This is a genomic window from Nocardia brasiliensis, assembly GCF_011801125.1.
GTDB lineage: Bacteria > Actinomycetota > Actinomycetes > Mycobacteriales > Mycobacteriaceae > Nocardia > Nocardia brasiliensis_C.
The window spans coordinates 6,659,726-6,680,649 of sequence record NZ_CP046171.1 but is presented as its reverse complement, the minus strand read 5'-3'; the positions used below and the strand labels follow the sequence as shown (position 1 = coordinate 6,680,649).

The following is a 20,924-nucleotide window of genomic DNA, read 5'->3' as shown; positions in this document are numbered from 1 at the left end:
CGCGCGGCCCCGCGCGGCGGGCTGGCGCGGCGACACGAGCGGGCGGGCTGGTGTTTCGTCGCGCCGAACGTGGCCGCGGTGGCGGTGTTCCTGCTGTTTCCGCTGGGCTTCTCCTTCTATCTCAGCCTGCACGCCTGGGACCTGTTCCGGCCGATGCGGTTCGTGGGACTGGAGAACTATCGGCGTCTGCTCGGGGCGGATCCGTTGTTCCCCATCGCACTGCGCAATTCGGCGCTGTTCACCGTGCTCACCCTGGTGCCGACGGTGGTGCTCGGGCTGGGGATCGCGGCGGCGCTGAACCGGAAGGTGTTCGGTGTCGGGCTGTTCCGGACGCTGGCCTTTCTGCCGTTGGTCGCCTCCACCGTGGCGATGGCCGTGGTCTGGCGGTTCATCCTCACCGACGACGGGATACTGAATCTCGGACTGGGGTGGCTGGGCCTCGGTCCGCTGCCCTGGCTGACCGACCCGCACCTGGCGTTGGTGTCGTTGAGCATCGTGACCGTCTGGCGAAGCCTGCCTTTCGCCACGGTCATTCTGCTCGCCGCGATGCAGGGCGTGCCCGAGCCGCTCTACGAGGCGGCGCGGATCGACGGAGCCGGTGCGCTGCGGCGGTTCTCGGCGATCACGCTGCCGTTGATCCGCGGGCCGCTCTCGTTCGTCTTCGTGATCACCATCATCAATTCGGTGCAGGCCTTCGATCAGGTGTACGCGCTCACCGGGAGCAACGGAGGACCGGACACCGGGACCTATCTGCTCGGCATCATGTTGTTCCAGCACGCTTTCGGGTTCTACGAGGTGGGCTACGCCTCGGCGCTGGCCTGGGTGATGTTCGCGATCCTGTTGGTGCTCACGCTGATTCAACTGCGCTTCGCCAGGCGCGCTGCGGTACCGCTGTGACGCGCGGCCGTGCGCAGCGGGTGATCCTGCGCCGGACGGTGCGCGGTGTGGGGATATACGCGGTGCTCGTCGGTATCGGGTGGGTTGCGCTCGCACCGATCCTCTGGGCGTTGTCCGGGTCGTTGAAGGGCGAAGGCGAGGTCGCCGAACAGGCGCTGTTGCCCGAGCATCCCCGCTGGTCCAACTACACAGCGGTTTTCGAGCTGCTGCCGCTGGGCCGGATGCTGGTCAACACCGCGGTGTACGCGGGCTGCGTCACCGCGGGGCAGGTGTTCTTCTGCTCCCTGGCCGGATACGCGTTCGCGCGCTTGCGGTTTCGTGGCCGCGAAGTGTTGTTCGTCGCCTATCTCGGCACCCTCATGGTGCCGTTGACCGTCACGGTGCTGCCCCAGTTCCTGCTCATGCGGGCACTCGGCTGGGTCGATACGCCGTGGGCGATGATCGTGCCCGGACTGTTCGGCAGTGCCTTCGGCACCTATCTGATGCGGCAGTTCTTCGCGACCCTGCCCGCGGAATTGGAGGAGGCGGCGATCCTCGACGGCTGCACCCCGTGGCAGGTCTATTGGCGGGTGTTGTTGCCGCACACCCGTCCTGCGCTGATGGTGCTCGCGGTGCTCACCTGGATTACCGTCTGGAACGACTTCCTGTGGCCGCTGGTGATGATCCAGCGCACCGAGATCGCCACCGCCACCTTGGGTTTGGTGCGCTTGCAGGGCCAATACCACACCCAGTGGCCGCTGCTGATGGCCACGGCGATGGTGCTCCTGCTTCCGCTGCTCGTCGTCTACGCGATCGCGCAGCGCGCCTTCGTCGACGGTATCGCCATGACCGGATTGGGCGGACGCTGAGCGAACGGCCCGGGCCCGCACCGGTCGCCGGGCCGTTCGAGACCGCTGAGACTATTCGCCCCAGTAGGTGCCGAAGCTCCACAGGTTGCCTTCGGGGTCACGGACCACGAAGCCGCGCGAGCCGTAACTCTCGTCCTGGAGGCCGCGGATCACCTCGGCCCCGGCCGCCGAGGCACGCTCGAACAACGCGTCAGGGTCTTCACACACCACATAGGTCGAGTCGTTGCCCGGCGGACGCTGCCCGAACACGCCCGCGTCCTTACACGAGCTGCCGAACATGATCCCGCCGCCGAGCGGCCACCGCATCTCCCCGTGCTCGATCACCGAGGGATCGTCCGCACGGGCATACATAGCGGTCTCCTCGAAGCCGAACGCCTCGGCAAGAAAAGCAGCCATAGCCCGGCAGTCCGTGAAGGTCAACGTCGGCCAAACAGCGGTCCGTGTGTTCGCATCGATTTTCGCTGGATTCGTCATACCCACACCCTCACCCCCAACCCCCGCCCCGTCTTGGACAGATGTAACCCCTCCGCCGCCCGGGCTGTGGCCGACATCGCGGATCACCCATCGTCTCGCTGGGCGCACGGCCGGTCACCCGCGGCGATATGTTGGTGTGGGAGCGGTAGTTTCGCCCTATTTGGATCTCGTCCTGGTTTGGCCGGAGGTGGCCTCGTCCGCCAGCCAGGTCGTCGGGCTGGCGCCCGCGAGTTCGGCGAAGTCGCGGTTCAGATGGGCCTGGTCGTAGTAGCCGCAGGCGGCCGCCACCTGGGCGATGGAGATGTGCGAGGGGGTGTGCTGCAGCATCCGGCGGGCCCGCTCGAATCGGGCGATCCGGGCCGCCAGCTTGGGACTCAGGCCGAACTCGGCGCCGAAGCGACGCGCCAAATGCTGTCTGCTCCAGCCGATCTCGTCCGCCAGCGCGCCGACGGTCACCGCGCCGCCCGACCCGACCACACTGCGCCACGCCCAGGTCAGCTCCGGTCCGACCAGTCGATCCGGGGCCGCGATGCGGCTGAGGATCCGGTCGCAGATCGCGAAGCGTTCCGCCCAGGTGGCCGGGCCTTGTAACCGCTCCCAGAGCTCCATGCCGACCGGCCCCACCACATCGGCCAACTCCACCGAGACATCCCACAGCTCCGCCGCGGGCGTCCCGAACAGTGCCCGGCTGCCCAGCGGGGTCAACGCGACCATGACCCCCTCCTGATCACCGGTGTGGGAGATGAGCGCCGAACTGGCCTGCAAGCCGCCGAGGGTGCATCGATAGTCCTGCGGTGACTGGCGCGGATCGGTCTGTGCGACAACGTCGATGGTCGGACCGATGCTGACGATGAACGTCATGTGCGCCGACGGCAGGCCGCGATGCAGGCCCGCCGGATACCCCACGATTCGGTAGCCGACATAGTGGTCGATGAACGGCGCGAGCACCGGCGCCGGCCGGGCCGTCACCCGCTCGGCGCTCGGCTCCATGCTGGTCACGCTACTCCGCGACGGCCCTGGCGCAAGGTGCTGTGCAGCGGGTACGGCGCATCACCGCCGCCGCGGTCCGCCGGTGAGATGTCGCACTCGGGGGTGTGGATCGAGGGTGATGTGCGGTTACCGTGGCCACTTCTGATGAGTTGTGGAGGTGTGATGCGTCGGGTCCAGTACGAGCGCAGCGGTGGTCCGGAAGTGCTCGAGGTCGTGGCGGTCGAGGTGCCGACGCCGGGTCCTGGCGAATTGCTGGTGCGGGTCGAGGCGATCGGCGTGACGCTGCCGGTGGTGCGGAAGGTGCGCGAGCAGCGCGAGCCGATCGCGCTCGGCGGCGAGATCGCCGGTGAGGTGGTCGCCGTCGGTGACGGCGTCACCGGCTATCAGCCCGGCTATCGCGTGACCGGCCTGGTGTTCGGGCACGGATACGCCGACTATGCGCTGCTCTCGGCGGCCATGGCGTCGCCCATCCCCGACGGCGGGTCCGCGGTCGACGCGGTCGCGCTGGTGCGCAGCGGATTGGTCGCGCTCGGCGCACTCGACGCCGCGCAACCCAAGGACGGCGAGTCGGCGTTGATCACCGCGGCGGCCAGCGGCGTCGGCCACCTCGCCGTGCAGCTGGCCCGCCTGCGTGGGGCGTCGCGGGTGGTCGGCGCGGTCTCCGATCTCGCCAAGGCCGAGTTCGTGCGCGATCTCGGTGCCGACGAGGTTGTCGACTACGGCCGGGAATCGTGGGGTGCGCCCGTCGACTACGCGCTCGACGCGGTCGGCGGCGATCTGCTCGGGCCCGCCATCGCGGCCGTCGCGCCCGGCGGCCGACTGGTCGCCTACAGCTCCGGCGGCGGCACCATCGAGGCCTACGACCTGCTCGTGGGGGCCAAATCGGTGATCGGGTTCCAGATGGCGCGGATCGCGCAGGATCAGCCCGACCTGTACGACCACTGGCGGCAGGAACTGTGGCAGTTCCTCGCCTCCGGCCTGCTGCGGCCCGTCGTGCACGCCGAGTTCGCGCTCGAGGACGCCGTCGCGGCGCACCGGGTGATCGAGGGGCGCGCCAACCTCGGCAAGGTCGTGCTCGTGCCCTGACCGGGTCCCTGATTTCCCGCACCCGGTGCTGTTCGGGTGCGGGAAGTCGGGGAAGACGGCCGGTGCAGGTAGGAGCGGGTCTGGCGCGTAGACTCTTGATCTCGTGAGTCTCACCCTCGGAATCGTCGGCCTGCCCAACGTCGGAAAGTCGACGCTCTTCAACGCGCTGACCAAGAACGACGTGCTCGCCGCGAACTATCCGTTCGCGACCATCGAGCCGAACGTCGGCGTGGTGCCGCTGCCCGATCCGCGGCTGAACAAGCTCGCCGAGATCTTCGGTTCCGAGCGCATCGTGCCCGCCGTCGTGTCGTTCGTCGACATCGCGGGCATCGTGAAGGGCGCCTCCGAGGGTGCCGGGCTCGGCAACAAATTCCTCGCCAACATCCGCGAAGCCGACGCCATCTGCCAGGTCGTGCGGGTGTTCGCCGACGACGACGTGGTGCACGTCGACGGCCGCGTCGATCCCACCGCCGACATCGAGGTGATCGAGACCGAGCTGATCCTCGCCGATCTGCAGACCCTGGAGAAGGCGGTCCCGCGCTTCGAAAAAGAAGCCAAGATCAAGAAGGATCGCAAGCCGATCGCCGACGCCGCCAAGGCCGCGCAGGAGATCCTGAACGAGGGCACCACCCTGTTCGCCGCGGGCAACAAGGTGGATACCGAACTGCTCAAAGAGCTTTCGCTGCTCACCACCAAGCCGTTCCTCTACGTCTTCAACGCCGACGAGGCGGTGCTGACCGACGAGGCGAAGGTCGCCGAGCTGAAAGCCGCTGTCGCACCGGCGGATGCGGTCTTCCTCGACGCCAAGGTGGAAGCCGAACTGCTCGAGCTCGACGACGAGTCCGCCCTCGAACTCCTCGAATCCATCGGCCAGACCGAGCCCGGCCTGCACGCCCTCGCCCGCGCCGGCTTCCACACCCTCGGCCTGCAGACCTACCTCACCGCAGGCCCGAAAGAGGCCCGCGCCTGGACAATCCACCAGGGCGACACCGCCCCCAAGGCCGCAGGCGTCATCCACACCGACTTCGAACGCGGCTTCATCAAAGCCGAAGTAGTAGCCTTCACCGACCTGGTCGAAGCCGGCTCCATGTCCGCCGCCAAATCCGCGGGCAAGGTCCGCATGGAAGGCAAGGACTACGTCATGAACGATGGCGACGTCGTCGAATTCAGGTTCAACGTATAGCTTTTCGCCGCTTCCGCTTTCGGCGGGGCTCAGGTCGTGGTGGGGGTTTGGGCTGCGGAGATCAGCTGGTCCAGGCGTTCTTGCAGGAGCTGCTTGTCGACGTCGTCGGTGACTACGTCCATGATCGCTGTTGTCTCTTTGATCCGCTGATTGATGCGGTCAGGGTTGCCTGCGCCGTCCAGGATCGTGGTTTGGTTCTTGGTGACAGTCACTCGCTGGGCTGAGCCGAGGTGGTCGAGGGTTGCCTTCGCCGCGGGCAGGTCGTAGTACTTGCTGATGAGATGTGCGCCGGTGACGGCCGCGAGGTCTGCGAGGTAGTGAGCCTGGTGGTCGCCGAGGCCGGGCGCCTTGACGACCGCCGCCTTGACAGTACGCCTGGAGTTGTTGATGACCACCATTTCCATGGCCGGTCCTTCCGTGTCATGGGCGATGATCAGCAGCGAACGGCCAGTCTTCGCCACGGAGTCCAGGATCGAGAGGACATCCGCATGGGTTGCGAGGGTGTCCTCGGCCAACAGGATGAGCGGTTCCTCCAGGATCGCGGAGTTGGACTCCTGGTCGTTGATGAAGTACGGGCTGGCATAGCCGCGATCGAAGCGGTAGGTGCCCATGCTGCTCCTCGGTCGGTTTCGTGCCCGGAACCGGGCATCACCGACAATGGTGACACGGTGTGATCCACTCGCGGAGCTGCTGCGGACTGTCCGATTGTTGCTGACGAACCCTTCCCGAGCTGACGGAATCTGTTTTCCGAGAGGGGTTTTGGCGTGACTGAGGACAAGTGGTTGTCATTATGTTTGACGCGGTGAGGTAAGGGGACCTCACCGCCGACTGACGGTCGATCTCCAAGGGCCCGGCCAGGGTTCGGGCAGCCAACCTGCCGCGCCCCGCTGTGCGAACTCGACTCGTCGCGAGCACGCGCTCGGGCTCGGGAGATCCGGCCGGGTGCGGGGCAACGGGGCGGGACCTGCCGCAGTCGGGTTGCCGGGGAAAGCGCAGAGGTATTCGGCTCCGAAGTTCGAGTCGAGCACCTCTAGGCCTGGATCACCTCGACTTTTACCAGGGCGTTGAAGGAGTCGCAGCTGGCCCAGGACTGGTTTTGGCCGTATTGGATGGGGCCGTACTTCCAGTAAGTGAAGGGGACGGGCCAGGCTACGCAGGTGAGCTTCACCTGGTGCCAGGTCGGCAGCTCACAGTTGGCCATGCCGCCGGTGTTGAAGATGTTGTAGACGTGGCAGTTGGCCTCCCACACCGGCACGTCGGCCTGGGCCACGCCGCCACCGGCGAGGACAGTGGCCGCTGTGGCGGTGGCAACGGCGGCCCCCGCCGCGAGTCGCTTCACAGTTAACATTCCGAACCTCCTGAATCGGTGTTGTCTGGATCACATCGCAGCCGAATCGGGTTCGTTACTCGTGGCGGTGACATGGGCGGACAAAACCGAGGCGCGGAGGCCCACCCGACATGCGCACCTATCTGCGGCAGGCTATGGACTAGCCCAAGGTCAGTGGCTATCTGCGAGCGAAGGAGTCGCGGGGCGGATCTGACCAAGATCAGGGGGAACTGGTGGCGGCATCGCCCGAGAGCCGCCCGCCACCAGTTCCCCCTGATCTTGGTCGCGCTACTTCGCGACGATCGGCTCCTGGAGTTCGGTCACCCAGCCGCTTTCGTCCTCGGTGTAGACGAGCGCGACCTCGCGGCTGGGGCCTACAGTGCGATAACCGTTTTCGTCGATCCAGCGGCCGAGCGCCTGCCACGGTTCCAGCGCCTGTTGCATGCTGCCGCGGTGCACCACGGTGGCCGCCTTGTCGATCGCCGGTAGGTCGACGATCGCGAAGTCGTAGGCGTCGACCGTGTTGACAGGGAAGAGGTCAAGTCCGCATCCATGTCGGCGCGGATCAGCGGGTCGGCTCGTCCTGTCGCGGGTTCGTAGAGTCGTGACCGAATAGCTGGTACCGCCGCACGCGGACGTGAGGTCGGCGGCATCCTGGTATTCGCTGTTTGCGGAGCGGTTGCACCAAGCCTGCAACTTCAGAGCGGCGTAGCCGGCCGGAGTGGGGAGGCGAATTCGATAGCCGCTCGGCAATTACAGCTCGGGGATTTATCGAAGATATCGCGAAAGCCGGAGACATCGAACGTGTCGTACTCGCCGGCCGCGAGGGGTGCCTCGGTGCGCTGACTGGACTCCAAGCCGTGATCGTGCCGGGTGGGTCGGAGGTCGGGCGACAACTGCCGGGTGGTGGGGCCAGCACTACCGGAAAGACGGGGGCTCACTGGATGGGAAGGGGTTGGTGCGGTCCGTAGCGTGGCTGCGGTGTGGGAAGGGAATCGGTTGCGTAACAGGGTTTGTCGTCGGCTATCGGCAGTAGTGGTGCTTACGGGGGTATTGGTGACGGGGTGTGCCTCGACGGAGAGTTTCGGGGACGCAACGGTATTCGGTGCGGCGGGGCAGGCCGAGGTCGTGGCGGGGTTGGACCGGTTGATCGCTGAGGATCACCTGCCCGGGGCGCAAGTGGTGGTCACCGAGCGGGGCCAGGTATGGACCGCGCATGCCGGACTGGGGGATATCGAGCGCGGGACCCCGATCGCCGATGACGCGCGGGTGCGGATCGGCAGCAATACCAAGCCGTTCGTGGCCACGGTCGTGCTGCAGCTGGTGGCCGAGGGCAAGGTCGAGTTGGACGCGCCGGTTGAGCGGTATCTTCCCGGGCTGGTGCACGGGCCTGGGATCGACGGCAACCGGATCACCGTGCGAAATCTGTTGCAGCACACCAGCGGGCTGCCGGAGTATGCCGCCGAGTTCGGGTCCGAGGCGAAGCCCAGGCAGGTCGATATGCATGCCGATCGGGTGCGCTGGGGGATCACGGACATCCATGCGGTGGTCCGTGACGTGTTGACCCTGCCTGCGGATTTCGAACCGGGCGCGCAATGGGCGTACTCCAACACCAATTACGCCATCGCGGGCCTGCTGGTCGAGCAGGTCACCGGTGGGTCGCTCGGCGGGGAGATCGCCCGCCGCATCATCGAACCGCTCGGACTACGTGATACCTACTATCCGGACGCCGAGGAGACCGATATCCGCGGTCCGCATCCGGTGGGCTACGCCGTGCTCGGTGATGCGCGGGTCGATTACACGCGCCAGAACGTGACGGCCGCCGGTGCGGCGGGGGCGATGGTGTCGACCGGCGCGGATCTCAACCGGTTCTTCACCGCGCTGATGCGCGGCGAGCTGTTGTCACCTGACCAGTTGTCTGAGATGAAACAGACTGTGCCGCTGCCGGTTTCCGGACCCCCGGCGGGCTATGGGCTCGGCTTGATGTACCGCCGCTTGCCATGTGGCAAGGACAGTTGGGGCCACGGCGGTGACATCGACGGTTTCGAAACCCGCGGCGGCGTCACCGCCGACGGACGGGCGGTGACGGTGAGTGTCAACCAGGTGCCCGAGACCGCGCAACCCACTGCGGACGTCATGAAGGTAGTCGACGCGGCCCTCTGCGCCGCGAACTGACGGAATCGACACGAAATCCCCACAAATCGAACACAACTGCGCACATACCCCCGTCTACTGTGTGGGCGGTGCGATGGAAAGCGTTTGCGGCGTGGGGTGCGGCTCTCCCTGGTGCGGCCTGGGTGGTGGTGCGGATCGGCGGGTTCGACTCGTGGTATCCGATGGCGCAGCTTATCGCTTTCACGCCCTATGTGGCGGCGTTGTCGGTGCTGCCGCTGCTGTGGACCGTGCTGCTGCGGCAACGGTATCCGGCATTGGTCGCGGCCGTGGTCGTCATCGCGTTGGCCGCCTGCGTGGTGCCGCGGTGGCTCGAGGACGGCGACGCGATGCGGGGCGCGCGCGGTCCGGAACTGCGCGTCATGTCGGTGAATGTGCTGATGGGGCGCGTGGATCCGGCTCGGCTGGCGGAATTGGCCAGGGACGCGGACGTTGTCGCGGTGCAAGAGCTGACCCCGGAGTTCGCCGCCGCGTTCGCGCCGTACTTTCCGCACCGCGTGAGCTATCCCGCGGCGGGTGTCGGCGGATCGGGTGTGTTCGCGCGAATCCCCTTGCGGGACGCGGGCGTCCGAAAGAATCCGTGGGGATTCACCCAGGCCATAGCGGAACTTACCGACTACGGCGTATTCGTCGAATCGGCGCATCCTGCGGCGCCGTCGAGTAGTGCGGCGATCGAGCCGTGGCGGGAGAGCTTTCGCCGCCAGCAGCGGGCCACCCCCGACGGTCCGCTGCGCATTCTGGCCGGCGATTTCAACGCCACCCTCGACCATTCGGTGATGCGCGACCTACTGAACTCCGGCTATCGGGACGCGGCCCTTGTGCGGGGCAAGGGTCTGGTCGGCACCTGGGGACCTTACGACGGTGACCTCATTCCGGCGGTCACGTTGGATCGGGTGCTCGCCGACCGCCGTTTCGGGGTCCGCGACCTGCGCGTTCTCGACCTTCCCGGCTCGGATCATCGCCCGGTGCTCGCAGTCCTGGTGCTGCCGTGACCGGCCGAGCTTGACTTCAACCTTTGTTGATGTTTGAGGCTATCCGTCGGCATCAAGTATCTCGAAAGGAATTGTGATGGCGAAGAATCCGGTTCGACTGGCAGTGATCGTGGGCAGCACGCGGGCGGGGCGGTTCGGCCCGACGGTGGCCACCTGGTTCGCGCGGTGCGCCGAACAGCGCGCCGACATCGCGGTCGAGGTCATCGATCTGGCGCAGGACCGGCTGCCCGCGCACCTGACGAACGAGCCCGAACTCGATGACGCGCGGGCACTTCGGTCCGTCGGCGACCGGCTGGCCGCGGCGGACGCGTTCGTCATCGTCACGCCGGAGTACAACCACAGCTATCCGGCGGCGCTGAAGAACGCGATCGACTGGCACTTCACCGAGTGGCGGGCCAAGCCGGTCGGATTCGTGTCCTACGGTGGCGTTTCCGGCGGCCTGCGCGCGGTGGAACACCTGCGGCACGTCTTCGCCGAGCTGCACGCGGTCACGGTGCGGGACACGGTGAGCTTCCACGGCGCCGCCCAGCTCTTCGATGCGAGCGGGGAATTGGTGGACCCGCAAGCGCCGCGCCGGGCCGCCGACCAGCTACTCGACCAAATCGTTTGGTGGGGAACGGCTTTGCGGGAGGCGCGGGCCGAACGGCCCTACGTCGCTTGACTCGGGGCGGTCAGTGCTCGGTCAGGCTCGCAGGCAGTGGCAGGCCGCAGGTGCCGGGTGGGGATTGGCCCGCGAGGCGCGCGGTGAACCACTCGAGCACCTTCGGCGCGACGGCCTGCTCGTTCTCGTTGTCGTGGCCGACGCCCGGGTTCCACTGCGTGGTGACGTCGGTGCCCGCGGCGCAATAGCGCTGGGCTAGGGCCGCGGTGAATTTCGGCGGGACCAGCTCGTCGTCGAGGCCGTGCGCCAGATAGACCGGAATGCCGGGCGGCATGTCCGGCGCGCGGTTCTCCTCGAAGGCTCGTCGCCAGGCCGGGTCGGCCAGCGGGTCGCCCTTGAAATATTCGCCCATGCCGGGGAGTGCGGTGAGCCGGGGCAGTAGAGCGCTGAAAGGTGTTGCGGCGCAACCGGCTGCGGCGATCTCGCGATTGCGCAGTGCGGCCTGCGGCGTCAGCAGCGCGGTGGGGTCGAGGTTCGGGTACACCTTCGGGAACTGCGTGGTGAGGAAGGGAACGACGGCCCAGCCGTTGACCAGCTGCGGCGGGCGCGCCCGCAGAATGCCCGCGATATCGGAGGCCGCGGCGTTCGCGGCGTCGGCGACCAGGTGCAACTCGGGCGCGTAGCCGGGAGTCAGCGCGGCGGCGGCCAGCGAGATGAGACCGCCCTGCGAGACGCCGTAGATGACCATGTCGGTGCCCGCGCCGGTACCCGGCAGGTTGCGCGCGGCGCGGGCGGCGTTCACCGCGTCGCGCCCCTGGTCGGCGGTGACCAGGTAGTGCTCGCCGTCGCCGGTGCCAGCCGCGCCCGCGTAGTCGCTGGCCGCGACCACCCAGCCGCGGTCGAGCGCACCGTCGAGCCACGGCCGCATGGTCGCGGCGAAGTCGGACTGTCTGCTCGGCGCGCAGTCGGCGCCGAGGCTGACGGTGCCGTGGGTGTAGTTGAGGATGGGCCGATTCGTGGCGTCGCCGAGCGGCGCGATGACCACGCCGGAGGAGACCGTCGGTCGGCCCTGACCGTCCTGCGACCAGTACAGAATGCGCCGGCCATGGCCGTGCACGCCGGGCAGCGACAGCGGTGCCGAACGGATCACCGTGCCGGGGGCGGCGGGGGAAAGTCCTTGTGGCACTTCGTAGAACGCGGCCAGGCGGCCCTGCTCGTCGCGCTGTCGCACGGCCTGGGTGACGATCGTGCCGTACCAGCCGAGTGCACCCGCGAGCACGATGATGTGCACGCCGAGCGCCACCGGACGCCACCAGCGCATGGCGCTCGCCCGTGGCAGCGGGGCGCTGAGCCGGGCTCCGCGCAGCACCATCGCGGCACCGGTGACCAGCAGCGCACCGATCGTCCACGCGGTGAAATCGAGGCCGGTGCGATAGGGCAGCGTCGTGAGAACCAGCCCGGCGAACAGCTGCCAGCCGGCCAGCGCGGTGGAGGCGACGAGCACCTCGTCGCGTTCTGCCCGCGCGGCCAGGCCGCAACCGCCGATTACGAGGAAGAAGGCACCGGTCCATACGAAAGCCAGTGTTACCGGCATGGTCAGCGCTGCGGCGCCGAGCGCGGCGAAACCCGCGGCCAGTAGGGCTTCGGCCGCCAGCGCATGGCCGCGGCGCGCGAGGCGGCGGGCCTGCGCCCGCGCCTGCGGGTCGTGCTTGCGCACCGGTGTCAGCGTGCTGGTTTCCGGTTCCACCGTGCCGCGCCGCGTCCACCACCACCGTGCCGCCGCCGACGCGCTCACGGCCACCATGGCACCGGCGACGACCACGCGTCCCGCCACCAAGGAGACCCCGAACGGTGAATACAGCAACACCCCGGCGAGCAATACGGCGAGCCCGGGGAGCCACCAGGCGATTCCGCGCGGATCCCAGCTGCCACCGCTCACCTGCGGCCTCCGTCCCTCGGTTACGTGGCAAAAGCTCGTATCCGCCAACTCTACGGACGGTGCGGAATCGGTCTATGTGATCTTCGTCCGAGCGTGTCCGGGCAGGTCAGAGCTGGTGTGCGCGGTATCTGCGCCACCGCAGCCGTACCCAGGCTCTGGCGCCGGGGCTTACGGCCAGCACCGGAAGGAACAGGACGAAGCCGACCGCTGCGGCGGGAATCATCAGGTAGATCAGCAGCTCGCCGAGCACCTGCACCACGGTGGGAATCGCGAAGGGGACCGCCAGCACCGCCAGGGCAATCGCCAGCGGATAGGCGCCGCCCGCGGCCGCGGCGATCGCGGCGAAGGTGAGTCCGGCCGCGAGCACGAGCCCGAGTAAGGCCACCAGATAGTGGTCCCACCATGCGGGTTGTTTTGTAGGAATCGAATCGCCTCCGTTGTCGAGCCCGACCCAGCCGCCGAGCCTAGCGGCGTACCGGACGCCCGACCCACGGTTCCACGGATCACGTTGCACAGGTGCGCGTCTCGCCTCGACGCATCCGCGCACCGGCTCGCACGGCCGGTCGCGGCAGGACTCGGCCGGTCGACCGCACCGGGCCGGACCGCTCGTCCGCGCCGGGTCCGCGGCGCATCCCGCAGGCTCGGCGAGTGGGTCGACACCCCGCCGCGCGGCGCGCTCGTCCGCCGGCGACGCTCATGGTCAGCCGCCGGCGGTGGATCAGCGGACCTCGGGCGGACGGGGCCACGGGTTGTCCTCGAGGTGTTCGACCGAGTGGTTGAAGCGGGCGATCAGCGTGCCCAGCTGTTCGATGTCGGCGCCGGGCCAGTCGGCGACCACGGCGCCGATGCCGTCGTGGCTCTGCATGCGGTCGGAGGCCAGCGCCTCCAGTCCCTTGGCGCTGGCTTGGATCTTGCGGGCGATACCGCCTGCCGGATCGGGCACGCGGTCGACGAGACCCTGCTTGAGCATCGCGGCGACCTGGCGGTTGATCGTGGAGATGTCGAGCTGGAAGGCCTCGGACAGCTCGCGCAGGCTCAGCGGGGTGTCGTGTTCGAGCCTGGTCAGGATCAGGAAGGCGGAGCGGTCGAGCTGGAAGCCCGGTCTGCGCAGCAGCGACGCGGGAAAGTGCCGGGCGAGCAGAGTCAGCTCGTAGACCAGGCGGGGGAGCGCGGCGTCGGCGGCCGGACCGGAATCGGACATGGCCACACTATGTCGTGTGCGTCACGCCGATATCAAATTGTGCACGATACACATCGTGTGTAGCGTGCACATTCGTGAGTGTTGCTGCCGACGCGTCCTCGACCGTCTCCGATACCGACGACCGACGGCGTCCGGCGCCGGCCGTGCTGATCGCAACCCTCGGCATGGTCGGTGTCGTCGTCTCGCTCATGCAGACGCTGGTCATTCCGATCATCCCGTCGTTGCCCACGTTGCTGGACACCTCGGCCGCGAACGCCTCCTGGGTGGTCACCGCGACGCTGCTCGCCGGTGCGGTGGCGACGCCGATCAGCGGCAGGCTCGGCGACATGTTCGGCAAGCGTCGCGTGCTGTTCGCCAACCTGCTGTTGCTGGTCGCGGGTTCGGTCGTGTGCGCGACGTTCTCCTCGCTGATCCCCGAGATCGTCGGACGCTCGCTGCAGGGCGCCGCGGTCGGCGCGATCCCGCTCGGCATCAGCATCATGCGTGACGAACTGCCCGCCGAGAAGGTCGGTTCGGCCATGGCGATCATGAGCGCGACCCTCGGTGTCGGCGGCGCGCTCGGTCTGCCGCTTGCCGCGGCCATCGCGCAGAACGCCGACTGGCACATGCTGTTCTGGACCGCGGCGGGACTCGGTGTCCTCTGTGCCGCGCTGGTTTTCGTCTTCGTGCCGGAGTCCCCGGTGCGCACACCGGCCAAGTTCGATTTCGGCGGCGCGCTCGGTCTGTCGATCGCGTTGCTGGCCTTGCTCATTCCGATCACCAAGGGTGCGGACTGGGGCTGGGCGAGCGCGCCGACGCTGATCCTGTTCGCGGTGTCGGTGGTGGTGTTCCTCGGCTGGGGCGCGTACGAGCTGCGGCAGGGTTCGCCGCTGGTCGATCTGCGGGTCTCGGCCCGGCCCCGCGTGCTGTTCACCAACATGGCCTCGATCGCGGTCGGCTTCGCGCTCTACGGCATGTCGCTGACCTTCCCGCAGCTGCTGATGGCGCCGGAGCAGACCGGCTACGGCTTCGGTCTGTCCATGGTCAACGCCGGATTGGCGTTGGCGCCGACCGGATTCGTGATGATGCTGCTCTCGCCGGTGTCGGCGCGGCTGTCGGCCGCGCGCGGTCCGAAGGTCACCCTCGCGCTGGGCGCGGCCGTGATCGCGGCGGGCTACCTGTGCGCGGTGGTGCTGATGAACAGCGTCTGGGAGATCATGGTCGCCTCGATGATCGTCGCGGCGGGTGTCGGCCTGGCCTACGCCGCGATGCCCGCGCTGATCATGGGCGCGGTGCCGATCACCGAGACCGCGGCGGCCAACGGCCTCAACTCGCTGATGCGCTCGGTCGGCACGTCCACCTCCTCCGCCGTGATGAGCGTGGTGCTGGCGCACATGACCATGCAGCTCGGCCCGCACGTGCTGCCCTCGCGCGACGGCTTCCACACCACCTTCCTCATCGCGACCGCGGCGGCCATCGTGGCCATCGTGCTCACCGCGCTGATCCCGATGCGCCGCGCGGCCGACGCGGCCAGCACGGTCGGCCACGCCTGACCTCGAATCGCGCTGGGGCCGATCCGGATTCGTCCGGATCGGCCCTTCGCGTCTCAGTCCGGCGGCACGGCCGCGGTGTAGCGCCGGGCCAGGGTGCGGATGTGGGCGACCAGCTCCGGCGGGTCCTCGACGCGAAAGTCCATCATCAGCATACTGAGATAGATGGCGATGGTCTCCAGTGCGTCGGCGCCGGTGCGCAGCACGCAGGTGTCGGCGTCGACGGCCTCGACCACGCCGACCGCGGGATTGATTCTGGCGATCACGGTTTCGGCGGAGGCGAGCACCGTGACGCGGGCCTGCACCTTCCATCCGGTGGTCGCGATATGCCGCATGACGAACGCGACCAGGTCGTCCTCGGGCAGCGTGCGGGCCGCGAAGCGGCGGCTGCCCGCGCTCGCGCGCCGCACCCCGGCGACGGGAATCGCGCTCCAGGAATGGGTTTCGAGCAGGTAGGCGACCAGATACCAGCGGCGCTGCCAGTTGATCAGCCGATAGGGCTCGATCTCGGTGGACCGCTCGTCCTGTTCGACGTAGACGGTGGCGCCGTCGCGGATCGCGCCGGCCAGGGTGGTCAGCACCGCGGCGGGGACCGGCGCGTCCGGCTCGCGTGAGCCGGTGGTGGCCGGGCCGATCGCGGTGGCCTCGCGCAGTGCGGTCACCTTGCGCTGCAAGCGTTTCGGCAGAATCTGGTCCAGCTTGGCGAGTGCCCGCGTGACGTGGTCGCCGATGTCGGCGATGCCGGTGGCGCCGTCCTCGGCGAGACCGACCGCCACCGCGACGGCCACCGCCTCGTCGTCGTCGAGCAGCAGCGGCGGCATCGTGGTGCCGCGCCCGAGCCGGTAGCCGCCGACCGATCCGCGCTGCGCCTGCACCGGATAGCCCAGTTCGCGCAGCCGCTGGATGTCGTGGCGCAGCGTGCGGTCGGTGATGCCGAGCCGCTCGGCCAGCTCCCGCCCGGTGTGCGCGCGATCTTGGAGAAGGGCCAGCAAACGCAGCACCCGCACTGTGGTCGGCATCACATTTTCCTCGTCGACATATTAGGAACGATATTAGCCTAATTGCGGCATAGGCTCATGTCAGCAGCAAGAAACACCCACTCGAAAGGCTCCGACATGAACGCCACCAACACCGCCGCCGCGACCCTCAGCCCCGTCTGGCGCGCCGTGCTCACCGACTCCTACCGCGCCCTGGCAACCGTGGTCGCCGGCGTCCGCGACGACCAGTGGCAGCTGCCGACCCCGTGCTCGGAATGGAACGTGACCCAGGTGGTGCAGCACGCCGCGGGCGATCAGCTGGCCTTCGCGCAGTTCCTCGGCATCGGCACCGGCCCGTCCTACAACCCCTTCGAGCCGTCCGGCAGCATCGATGGCCCCGCGCAGGAGCTGGTGGACACCGCGATCGAGCAGACCGCCACCGCCTGGGCGACCGTCGCCGACGGCACCGACACCGTGCCGACCCCGCTGCCGCACGGCGCGCTCGCCACCCCGGTGGCCGCGGTGATGTGCGCGCTGGACGCCGCCGTGCACGCCTGGGATATCGCGGTCGCCACCGGTCAGCCCTCGCCGCTCACCGACGAACTGGCAGGCCGCCTGCTCACCGCGGCCCGCGCGCTGCACCCCGCGCCGGGCAGCGGCCAGGAGGCCGAGATCGTGGAGCCGCTGCGGCAGTGGGGCGCCTACGCCGCCATCGTCGACGGCAAGCCGGACGACACCGAGGTCGCCGCCCTGCTGCGCTACCTCGGACGCGACCCGCGGATCTGATGCCGCCGCGCAGGCCGCCCTTTGCTGTCCCGCACGTGGAACCGAGGACGATTCCGCGGGCGGGACAGCAAAGTGCGTGTGGCACAGCCGGTTCGGCTCAGCGGGCGGTGACGAAGCCCGCGGCGACCAGCCAATCGCGCGCCACGTCGGCGGGTTCCCGGCCGTCGACATCGACCTGCCGGTTCAGTTCGGTGATGGTCTCGTTGGTCAGGCGATGCGAGATCGGTTCCAGGATGGTGGCCACCTGCGGGTGGGCCGCGGCGAAGGACTCGCGCATCACCACGGCCGCGTTGTATTTCGGGAAGAAGCCCTGATCATCTTGCAGCAGTACCAGATCCAGCGCCGGAATGCGGCCGTCGGTGGCGGCGACGGAACCGAACCGGCACTGCTTTGCGTCGGCGACCGCCTGATAGACGATCGGATCCTGGACGATCTGCTTGCGCACCTTGCCGACATCGATGTTGTATTTGCGCGCCATGCCGGGGTAACCGTCCTGGCGCACATTGAATTCGGTGCCGACGCAGGTGGCTGCGGTGTCGGGGTCGGTTTCGACCAGTCTCGCGTAGTCCGAGAGGGTGCGCACCCCGGTCCGGCGCGCGGTGGCCGAACTCGTCACCAGCGCATAGGTGTTGTTCATCGGCGCCATCGCCGTCCACACCATGGCGTGCGCGTCGAGGTCGGCGGCGCGCACGGCCTCGAACTGACCGACCTCGTCGGGGATCGGCTGCTCCATGCCGAGATAGTTGACCCAGCCGGTGCCGGTGTAGTCGTAGGCCACGTCGATCTGGCCGTGCAGTTGCGCGTCGCGAAGGCTGTTGGAGCCCTGGATGTTCGTCAGGTCGCGCACCTGGGCGCCCGCCGCGGACAGCGCGAACTCGATGAGATAACCGAGGATGTTCTGCTCGGTGAAGTCCTTGGAACCGACGACGATGCGCACGCCGTCGAGTTCGGGCACCGGACGGATGCTGCCAGGACCGACCCGCAGCGGCACCGCGGCACCGGACTCCAGTCCGCACGCCGCGAGCAGCACCAGTCCCGCCGCGAGCGTCAAACCTCGCAGGCACCGGTTCATTTCAGCCCCCTCGGTCCGAGGAACCGTTCGGCGAGCGCGCCGAGCCAGTCGACCAGCAGGGCGAGCGCCACCGCGAGCACCGCGCCGACCACCAGCGTGACGTTGTCGCGCAGCTTGTAGCCGGTATCGATCAGGATGCCGAGACCGCCTGCGCTGACCAGGAACGACAGTGTCGCGGTGCCGACGGCCAGGACGAGTGAGGTGCGCAGGCCAGCCAGGACATAGGGCACCGCGAGCGGAAACTCGATGCGGCGCAACACTGTCGCCGCCGACATGCCCTGCCCGCGCCCGGCGTCGATCAGGGTGCGATCCACCTGCTGGTAGCCGAGGATCGTATTGCGCAGCACCGGAAGCAGCGAGTAGAACGCGATCGGCGCGACCCCGATCCAGAACCCGGTGGTGCGGGTCGCGAGGTAGCACAGCACGATAAGGCCGATCGCGGGCGCGGCCGCGCCGATATTCGCGATGCCGACGAAAACCGGTGCGAGACGGCGATATCCAGGGCGGCTGAGCACGGTGCCCAGCGGTACCGCCACCACAACGACGATCAGTACGACGGTCGCGGTGATCAGGATGTGCTGCCAGGTGGCAGTCACGATGTTGCGGGTGTTCAGGCTCGCCTGCTGGGTGGCGGTCAGGTCTCTGGCGAAGGCCCACACCAGCACGCCCGCGGCGAGCAGGACGACGAGCACCGGTTGGGCGATCAACCGGATCCGCTCGGCCCGGCGCTGGGCTGCGGGCTCGGTGCCGGTGGGTGTGGTGCCGGTGGTCGCGGTCATGGCGCGTCACCCGCTGCGGGCGGGCCGGATTCGGGCGCACGGGCAGAGGTGCTGCCTGAGCCGTGCGCGGCCCGCAGCTCCGACAGGTGGGTGACCAGGGTGTCGATGGTGATCAGCCCGACGTACTCGCCGCGCTTCCCGGTGACCACCGCGTTCGCGGTCTGGTCGGCGAGCAGCGCTTCCAGCGCGTCCTGCAGGGTGGACCGCAGTGAGAGCGGCTCGCCGATCGCCAGTCCGACCCCGCGCAACGAATCCGCGTGCGCCAGATGGTCGGTCGAGACCCAGCGCAGCGGCCGCCGTTGCCGGTCCAGGATCAGGGCCCACGGCCAATCCTGTTCGGCGAGCGCGGTGCGCAGGACGTCGATCGGTTCGTCCTCGACGGCGGTCGGGCACTGGCCCAGCTCGGCGTCCTGCACCCGGGTCAGCGTCAACTGTTTGAGCGACGCGTCCGCGCCGACGAAACCGGCGACCGTCTCGTCGGCGGGATCGGCCAGGATCGCGGCGGGTGTGTCGTATTGCAGGATGCGGGATCGGCTGCCCAGCACCGCGATTCGATCGCCGAGCTTGACCGCCTCGGTGAAATCGTGCGTGACGAAGACAATGGTCTTGCCCAATTCGCCTTGCAGGCGCAGCAATTCGTCCTGTAGCAGGCCGCGGGTGATCGGATCGACCGCGCCGAACGGTTCGTCCATCAACAGCACCGGTGGGTCGGCGGCGAGCGCGCGGGCCACCCCGACCCGCTGCTGCTGACCGCCGGAGAGCTGACGCGGATAGCGGTCGCGATAGGTGTCCGGGTCGAGGCCGACCAGGTTCAGCATCTCGTCGGTGCGTGCCGCGATGCGCTTGCGGTCCCAGCCGATCAGTCCGGGCACCGTCGCGACGTTCTTGGCGACCGTCATGTGCGGGAACAGCCCGGCCTGCTGGATCGAGTAGCCGATGCCACGACGCAGCTGGTCGGCATCGATCGAGGCGGCGTCGCGGCCGTCGATCGTGATGGTGCCCGAGGTCGGCTCGATCAACCGGTTGATCATGCGCATGGTGGTGGTCTTGCCGCAGCCGGAAGGGCCGACCAGGACCACGATCTCACCGGCGGGAATCGTCATCGACACCTGCTCGACAGCCGGATCACGTTGCCCCGGATAATGTTTGGTGACCGCGTCGAGCACGATCCGCGCGCCCGAGACCGCCGTCGGTGCGGCGCCGGAACGGGTTTCGGTGTCAGTCACGGATTCCCCTCGAGGTGGTGAGACGTCCGAGTAGGACGTAGCCGGCGTCCAGTACCAACGCGAGCACGACGATCAAGACGGTGCCGACCAGCGCCTGCGGCACCGCGTTCGGGCTGCCGAGCCTGCCGAGTCCGGAGAAGATCAGGTTGCCGAGGCCCGGACCCTTCGCGTATGCCGCGATGGCGAGGATGCCCATGGACAGCTGCGTGCTGACCCGCATGCCGGTCAGGATCGCGGGCCAGGCCAGCGGGAGTTCGATCGCGGCCAGCACGCGCAGCCGGTTCATCCCCACGCCGCGGGCCGCGTCGGTGACCGCGGTATCCACCGAGCACAGCCCGATGATGGTGTTGCGCAGGATCGGCAGCAGCGCGTAGAGCACCAGCGCGGTGATGGTCGGGCCGACGCCGAGGCCGAGGATCGGAATCAGCAGGCCGAGCAGGGCGAACGACGGCACGGTGAGGATGGCGCTAGCGGCGGCCGTGGACAGCGCGGAGGCGAGCGGACTGCGGTGCACCAGGATCCCGACGAGCACCGCGACGATCGTCGCGAGCAGCACCGACTGCAGCACCGCCGATACATGCAGGTAGGAGTCGATGAGCAGCTGATGTCGCCGGTGTACTACGAAAGTCCACAGCGTGTCCAGGGTCGCACCTCCCCGTCGCCCGGTTTTTCGGACCATATCGCGGATTCCCGTTGCGGGGAGGGAAATGCGGGTGGTGTGGCGGGTGGGGTGCATCGGATGCGGACCGCCGCCACCGGTCATGGCCCGAGCGCCAGGGAACCGTTCGGGTCGCCCGTTCGTCCAATTCGATAGGAGGTAGCGAGCGACGCGACCATGACGAACC

The 20,924-nt window shown here is 68.4% G+C and carries 22 protein-coding genes; 9 read left to right on the top strand and 13 right to left on the bottom strand.

The window, feature by feature from the left end:
- The first annotated feature begins 21 nt into the window (after positions 1–21).
- Both F5X71_RS30505 and F5X71_RS30500 read left to right on the top strand, forming a co-directional pair.
- Positions 22–897, top strand: coding sequence for a carbohydrate ABC transporter permease (locus F5X71_RS30505; RefSeq protein WP_428981509.1), 876 nt, complete (start codon positions 22–24; stop codon positions 895–897).
- Positions 894–1,745: a carbohydrate ABC transporter permease gene (locus F5X71_RS30500; protein ID WP_167465100.1), complete on the top strand. Its 852-nt coding sequence runs from the start codon at positions 894–896 to the stop codon at positions 1,743–1,745. The genes F5X71_RS30505 and F5X71_RS30500 overlap by 4 nt, the downstream gene beginning before the upstream one ends.
- A 51-nt stretch (positions 1,746–1,796) precedes the next feature.
- Here F5X71_RS30500 and F5X71_RS30495 read toward each other — a convergent pair whose 3' ends face one another.
- Entirely contained in the window at positions 1,797–2,219 is a 423-nt protein-coding gene (locus tag F5X71_RS30495; RefSeq protein ID WP_167465099.1) for a VOC family protein, read from the bottom strand.
- A gap of 156 nt (positions 2,220–2,375) precedes the next feature.
- On the bottom strand, positions 2,376–3,209 hold the full coding sequence (locus F5X71_RS30490) for an AraC family transcriptional regulator (protein ID WP_167466870.1): 834 nt from the start codon (positions 3,207–3,209) through the stop codon (positions 2,376–2,378).
- A gap of 162 nt (positions 3,210–3,371) precedes the next feature.
- On the opposite strand from F5X71_RS30490, the gene F5X71_RS30485 reads away from it, so the two are divergent.
- Both F5X71_RS30485 and ychF read left to right on the top strand, forming a co-directional pair.
- Entirely contained in the window at positions 3,372–4,295 is a 924-nt protein-coding gene (locus F5X71_RS30485) for a quinone oxidoreductase family protein (RefSeq protein WP_167465098.1), read from the top strand.
- Between the two features lie 103 nt (positions 4,296–4,398).
- On the top strand, positions 4,399–5,478 hold the full coding sequence (gene ychF, locus F5X71_RS30480) for a redox-regulated ATPase YchF (protein WP_167465097.1): 1,080 nt from the start codon (positions 4,399–4,401) through the stop codon (positions 5,476–5,478).
- A gap of 29 nt (positions 5,479–5,507) precedes the next feature.
- Here ychF and F5X71_RS30475 read toward each other — a convergent pair whose 3' ends face one another.
- From F5X71_RS30475 to F5X71_RS37280, 3 genes are all read right to left on the bottom strand, one after another.
- On the bottom strand, positions 5,508–6,089 hold the full coding sequence (locus F5X71_RS30475; protein WP_167465096.1) for a hypothetical protein: 582 nt from the start codon (positions 6,087–6,089) through the stop codon (positions 5,508–5,510).
- 419 nt (positions 6,090–6,508) lie between these two features.
- Positions 6,509–6,826 (bottom strand): hypothetical protein, encoded by a 318-nt coding sequence (locus tag F5X71_RS30470; RefSeq protein WP_167465095.1) that lies wholly within the window; start codon positions 6,824–6,826, stop codon positions 6,509–6,511.
- Positions 6,827–7,093: 267 nt separating this feature from the next.
- Positions 7,094–7,558, bottom strand: coding sequence for a GyrI-like domain-containing protein (locus F5X71_RS37280; protein ID WP_238815562.1), 465 nt, complete (start codon positions 7,556–7,558; stop codon positions 7,094–7,096).
- Between the two features lie 303 nt (positions 7,559–7,861).
- Between F5X71_RS37280 and F5X71_RS30460 the strand changes: the two genes are divergently transcribed.
- The 3 genes from F5X71_RS30460 to F5X71_RS30450 all read left to right on the top strand — a co-directional run bounded on the left by F5X71_RS30460 (position 7,862) and on the right by F5X71_RS30450 (position 10,630).
- Positions 7,862–8,980, top strand: coding sequence for a serine hydrolase domain-containing protein (locus F5X71_RS30460; protein WP_167465094.1), 1,119 nt, complete (start codon positions 7,862–7,864; stop codon positions 8,978–8,980).
- Between the two features lie 68 nt (positions 8,981–9,048).
- Positions 9,049–9,969 (top strand): endonuclease/exonuclease/phosphatase family protein, encoded by a 921-nt coding sequence (locus F5X71_RS30455; RefSeq protein ID WP_238815561.1) that lies wholly within the window; start codon positions 9,049–9,051, stop codon positions 9,967–9,969.
- A gap of 76 nt (positions 9,970–10,045) precedes the next feature.
- Positions 10,046–10,630, top strand: a complete 585-nt coding sequence (locus F5X71_RS30450) for an NADPH-dependent FMN reductase (protein WP_167465093.1) — start codon at positions 10,046–10,048, stop codon at positions 10,628–10,630.
- A gap of 10 nt (positions 10,631–10,640) precedes the next feature.
- Here F5X71_RS30450 and F5X71_RS30445 read toward each other — a convergent pair whose 3' ends face one another.
- The 3 genes from F5X71_RS30445 to F5X71_RS30435 all read right to left on the bottom strand — a co-directional run bounded on the left by F5X71_RS30445 (position 10,641) and on the right by F5X71_RS30435 (position 13,710).
- The gene (locus tag F5X71_RS30445) at positions 10,641–12,509 is read right to left on the bottom strand and encodes a lipase family protein (protein WP_167465092.1); all 1,869 of its coding nucleotides are present in this window, start codon (positions 12,507–12,509) and stop codon (positions 10,641–10,643) included.
- 106 nt (positions 12,510–12,615) lie between these two features.
- Positions 12,616–12,894 (bottom strand): hypothetical protein, encoded by a 279-nt coding sequence (locus tag F5X71_RS30440; RefSeq protein ID WP_167465091.1) that lies wholly within the window; start codon positions 12,892–12,894, stop codon positions 12,616–12,618.
- Positions 12,895–13,227: 333 nt separating this feature from the next.
- A complete protein-coding gene (locus F5X71_RS30435) occupies positions 13,228–13,710 on the bottom strand; it encodes a MarR family winged helix-turn-helix transcriptional regulator (RefSeq protein ID WP_167465090.1) in 483 nt (160 codons plus the stop codon).
- A gap of 74 nt (positions 13,711–13,784) precedes the next feature.
- Here F5X71_RS30435 and F5X71_RS30430 point away from each other — a divergent pair, with 74 nt between their 5' ends.
- Positions 13,785–15,242, top strand: a complete 1,458-nt coding sequence (locus F5X71_RS30430) for an MFS transporter (protein ID WP_203218234.1) — start codon at positions 13,785–13,787, stop codon at positions 15,240–15,242.
- A 53-nt stretch (positions 15,243–15,295) separates the two neighbouring features.
- On the opposite strand, the gene F5X71_RS30425 is transcribed toward F5X71_RS30430, so the two are convergent.
- Positions 15,296–16,258 (bottom strand): helix-turn-helix transcriptional regulator, encoded by a 963-nt coding sequence (locus tag F5X71_RS30425; protein WP_174817165.1) that lies wholly within the window; start codon positions 16,256–16,258, stop codon positions 15,296–15,298.
- Between the two features lie 96 nt (positions 16,259–16,354).
- On the opposite strand from F5X71_RS30425, the gene F5X71_RS30420 reads away from it, so the two are divergent.
- Complete coding sequence (locus F5X71_RS30420) at positions 16,355–17,002, top strand: TIGR03086 family metal-binding protein (protein WP_167465088.1); 648 nt, start codon at positions 16,355–16,357, stop codon at positions 17,000–17,002.
- Between the two features lie 97 nt (positions 17,003–17,099).
- Here F5X71_RS30420 and F5X71_RS30415 read toward each other — a convergent pair whose 3' ends face one another.
- Genes F5X71_RS30415 through F5X71_RS30400 form a run of 4 tightly spaced genes read right to left on the bottom strand, consistent with a single transcriptional unit; the run spans position 17,100 to position 20,758 of the window.
- Positions 17,100–18,074 carry a glycine betaine ABC transporter substrate-binding protein gene (locus F5X71_RS30415; protein WP_167465087.1) on the bottom strand — a complete coding sequence of 325 codons (975 nt, stop codon included), beginning with the start codon at positions 18,072–18,074 and terminating at the stop codon, positions 17,100–17,102.
- Positions 18,071–18,853, bottom strand: a complete 783-nt coding sequence (locus tag F5X71_RS30410; protein WP_167465086.1) for an ABC transporter permease — start codon at positions 18,851–18,853, stop codon at positions 18,071–18,073. The genes F5X71_RS30415 and F5X71_RS30410 overlap by 4 nt, the downstream gene beginning before the upstream one ends.
- Positions 18,850–20,079 carry an ABC transporter ATP-binding protein gene (locus F5X71_RS30405; RefSeq protein ID WP_167465085.1) on the bottom strand — a complete coding sequence of 410 codons (1,230 nt, stop codon included), beginning with the start codon at positions 20,077–20,079 and terminating at the stop codon, positions 18,850–18,852. Before F5X71_RS30405 ends, F5X71_RS30410 begins: the two co-directional genes overlap by 4 nt.
- A complete protein-coding gene (locus F5X71_RS30400) occupies positions 20,072–20,758 on the bottom strand; it encodes an ABC transporter permease (protein WP_238815560.1) in 687 nt (228 codons plus the stop codon). The genes F5X71_RS30405 and F5X71_RS30400 overlap by 8 nt, the downstream gene beginning before the upstream one ends.
- Positions 20,759–20,924 lie beyond the last annotated feature (166 nt).

Bases quoted from the DNA above. Each gene is read 5' to 3' on its own strand.
- F5X71_RS30420 (WP_167465088.1), top strand. From the start codon at position 16,355: ATGAACGCCACCAACACCGCCGCCGCGACCCTCAGCCCCGTCTGGCGC.
- F5X71_RS30410 (WP_167465086.1), bottom strand. From the start codon at position 18,853: ATGACCGCGACCACCGGCACCACACCCACCGGCACCGAGCCCGCAGCC.
- F5X71_RS30495 (WP_167465099.1), bottom strand. From the start codon at position 2,219: ATGACGAATCCAGCGAAAATCGATGCGAACACACGGACCGCTGTTTGG.
- F5X71_RS30470 (WP_167465095.1), bottom strand. From the start codon at position 6,826: ATGTTAACTGTGAAGCGACTCGCGGCGGGGGCCGCCGTTGCCACCGCC.
- F5X71_RS30485 (WP_167465098.1), top strand. From the start codon at position 3,372: ATGCGTCGGGTCCAGTACGAGCGCAGCGGTGGTCCGGAAGTGCTCGAG.
- F5X71_RS30490 (WP_167466870.1), bottom strand. From the start codon at position 3,209: ATGGAGCCGAGCGCCGAGCGGGTGACGGCCCGGCCGGCGCCGGTGCTC.
- F5X71_RS30415 (WP_167465087.1), bottom strand. From the start codon at position 18,074: ATGAACCGGTGCCTGCGAGGTTTGACGCTCGCGGCGGGACTGGTGCTG.
- F5X71_RS30450 (WP_167465093.1), top strand. From the start codon at position 10,046: ATGGCGAAGAATCCGGTTCGACTGGCAGTGATCGTGGGCAGCACGCGG.
- F5X71_RS30425 (WP_174817165.1), bottom strand. From the start codon at position 16,258: ATGCCGACCACAGTGCGGGTGCTGCGTTTGCTGGCCCTTCTCCAAGAT.
- F5X71_RS30435 (WP_167465090.1), bottom strand. From the start codon at position 13,710: ATGTCCGATTCCGGTCCGGCCGCCGACGCCGCGCTCCCCCGCCTGGTC.
- F5X71_RS30475 (WP_167465096.1), bottom strand. From the start codon at position 6,089: ATGGGCACCTACCGCTTCGATCGCGGCTATGCCAGCCCGTACTTCATC.
- F5X71_RS30400 (WP_238815560.1), bottom strand. From the start codon at position 20,758: ATGGTCCGAAAAACCGGGCGACGGGGAGGTGCGACCCTGGACACGCTG.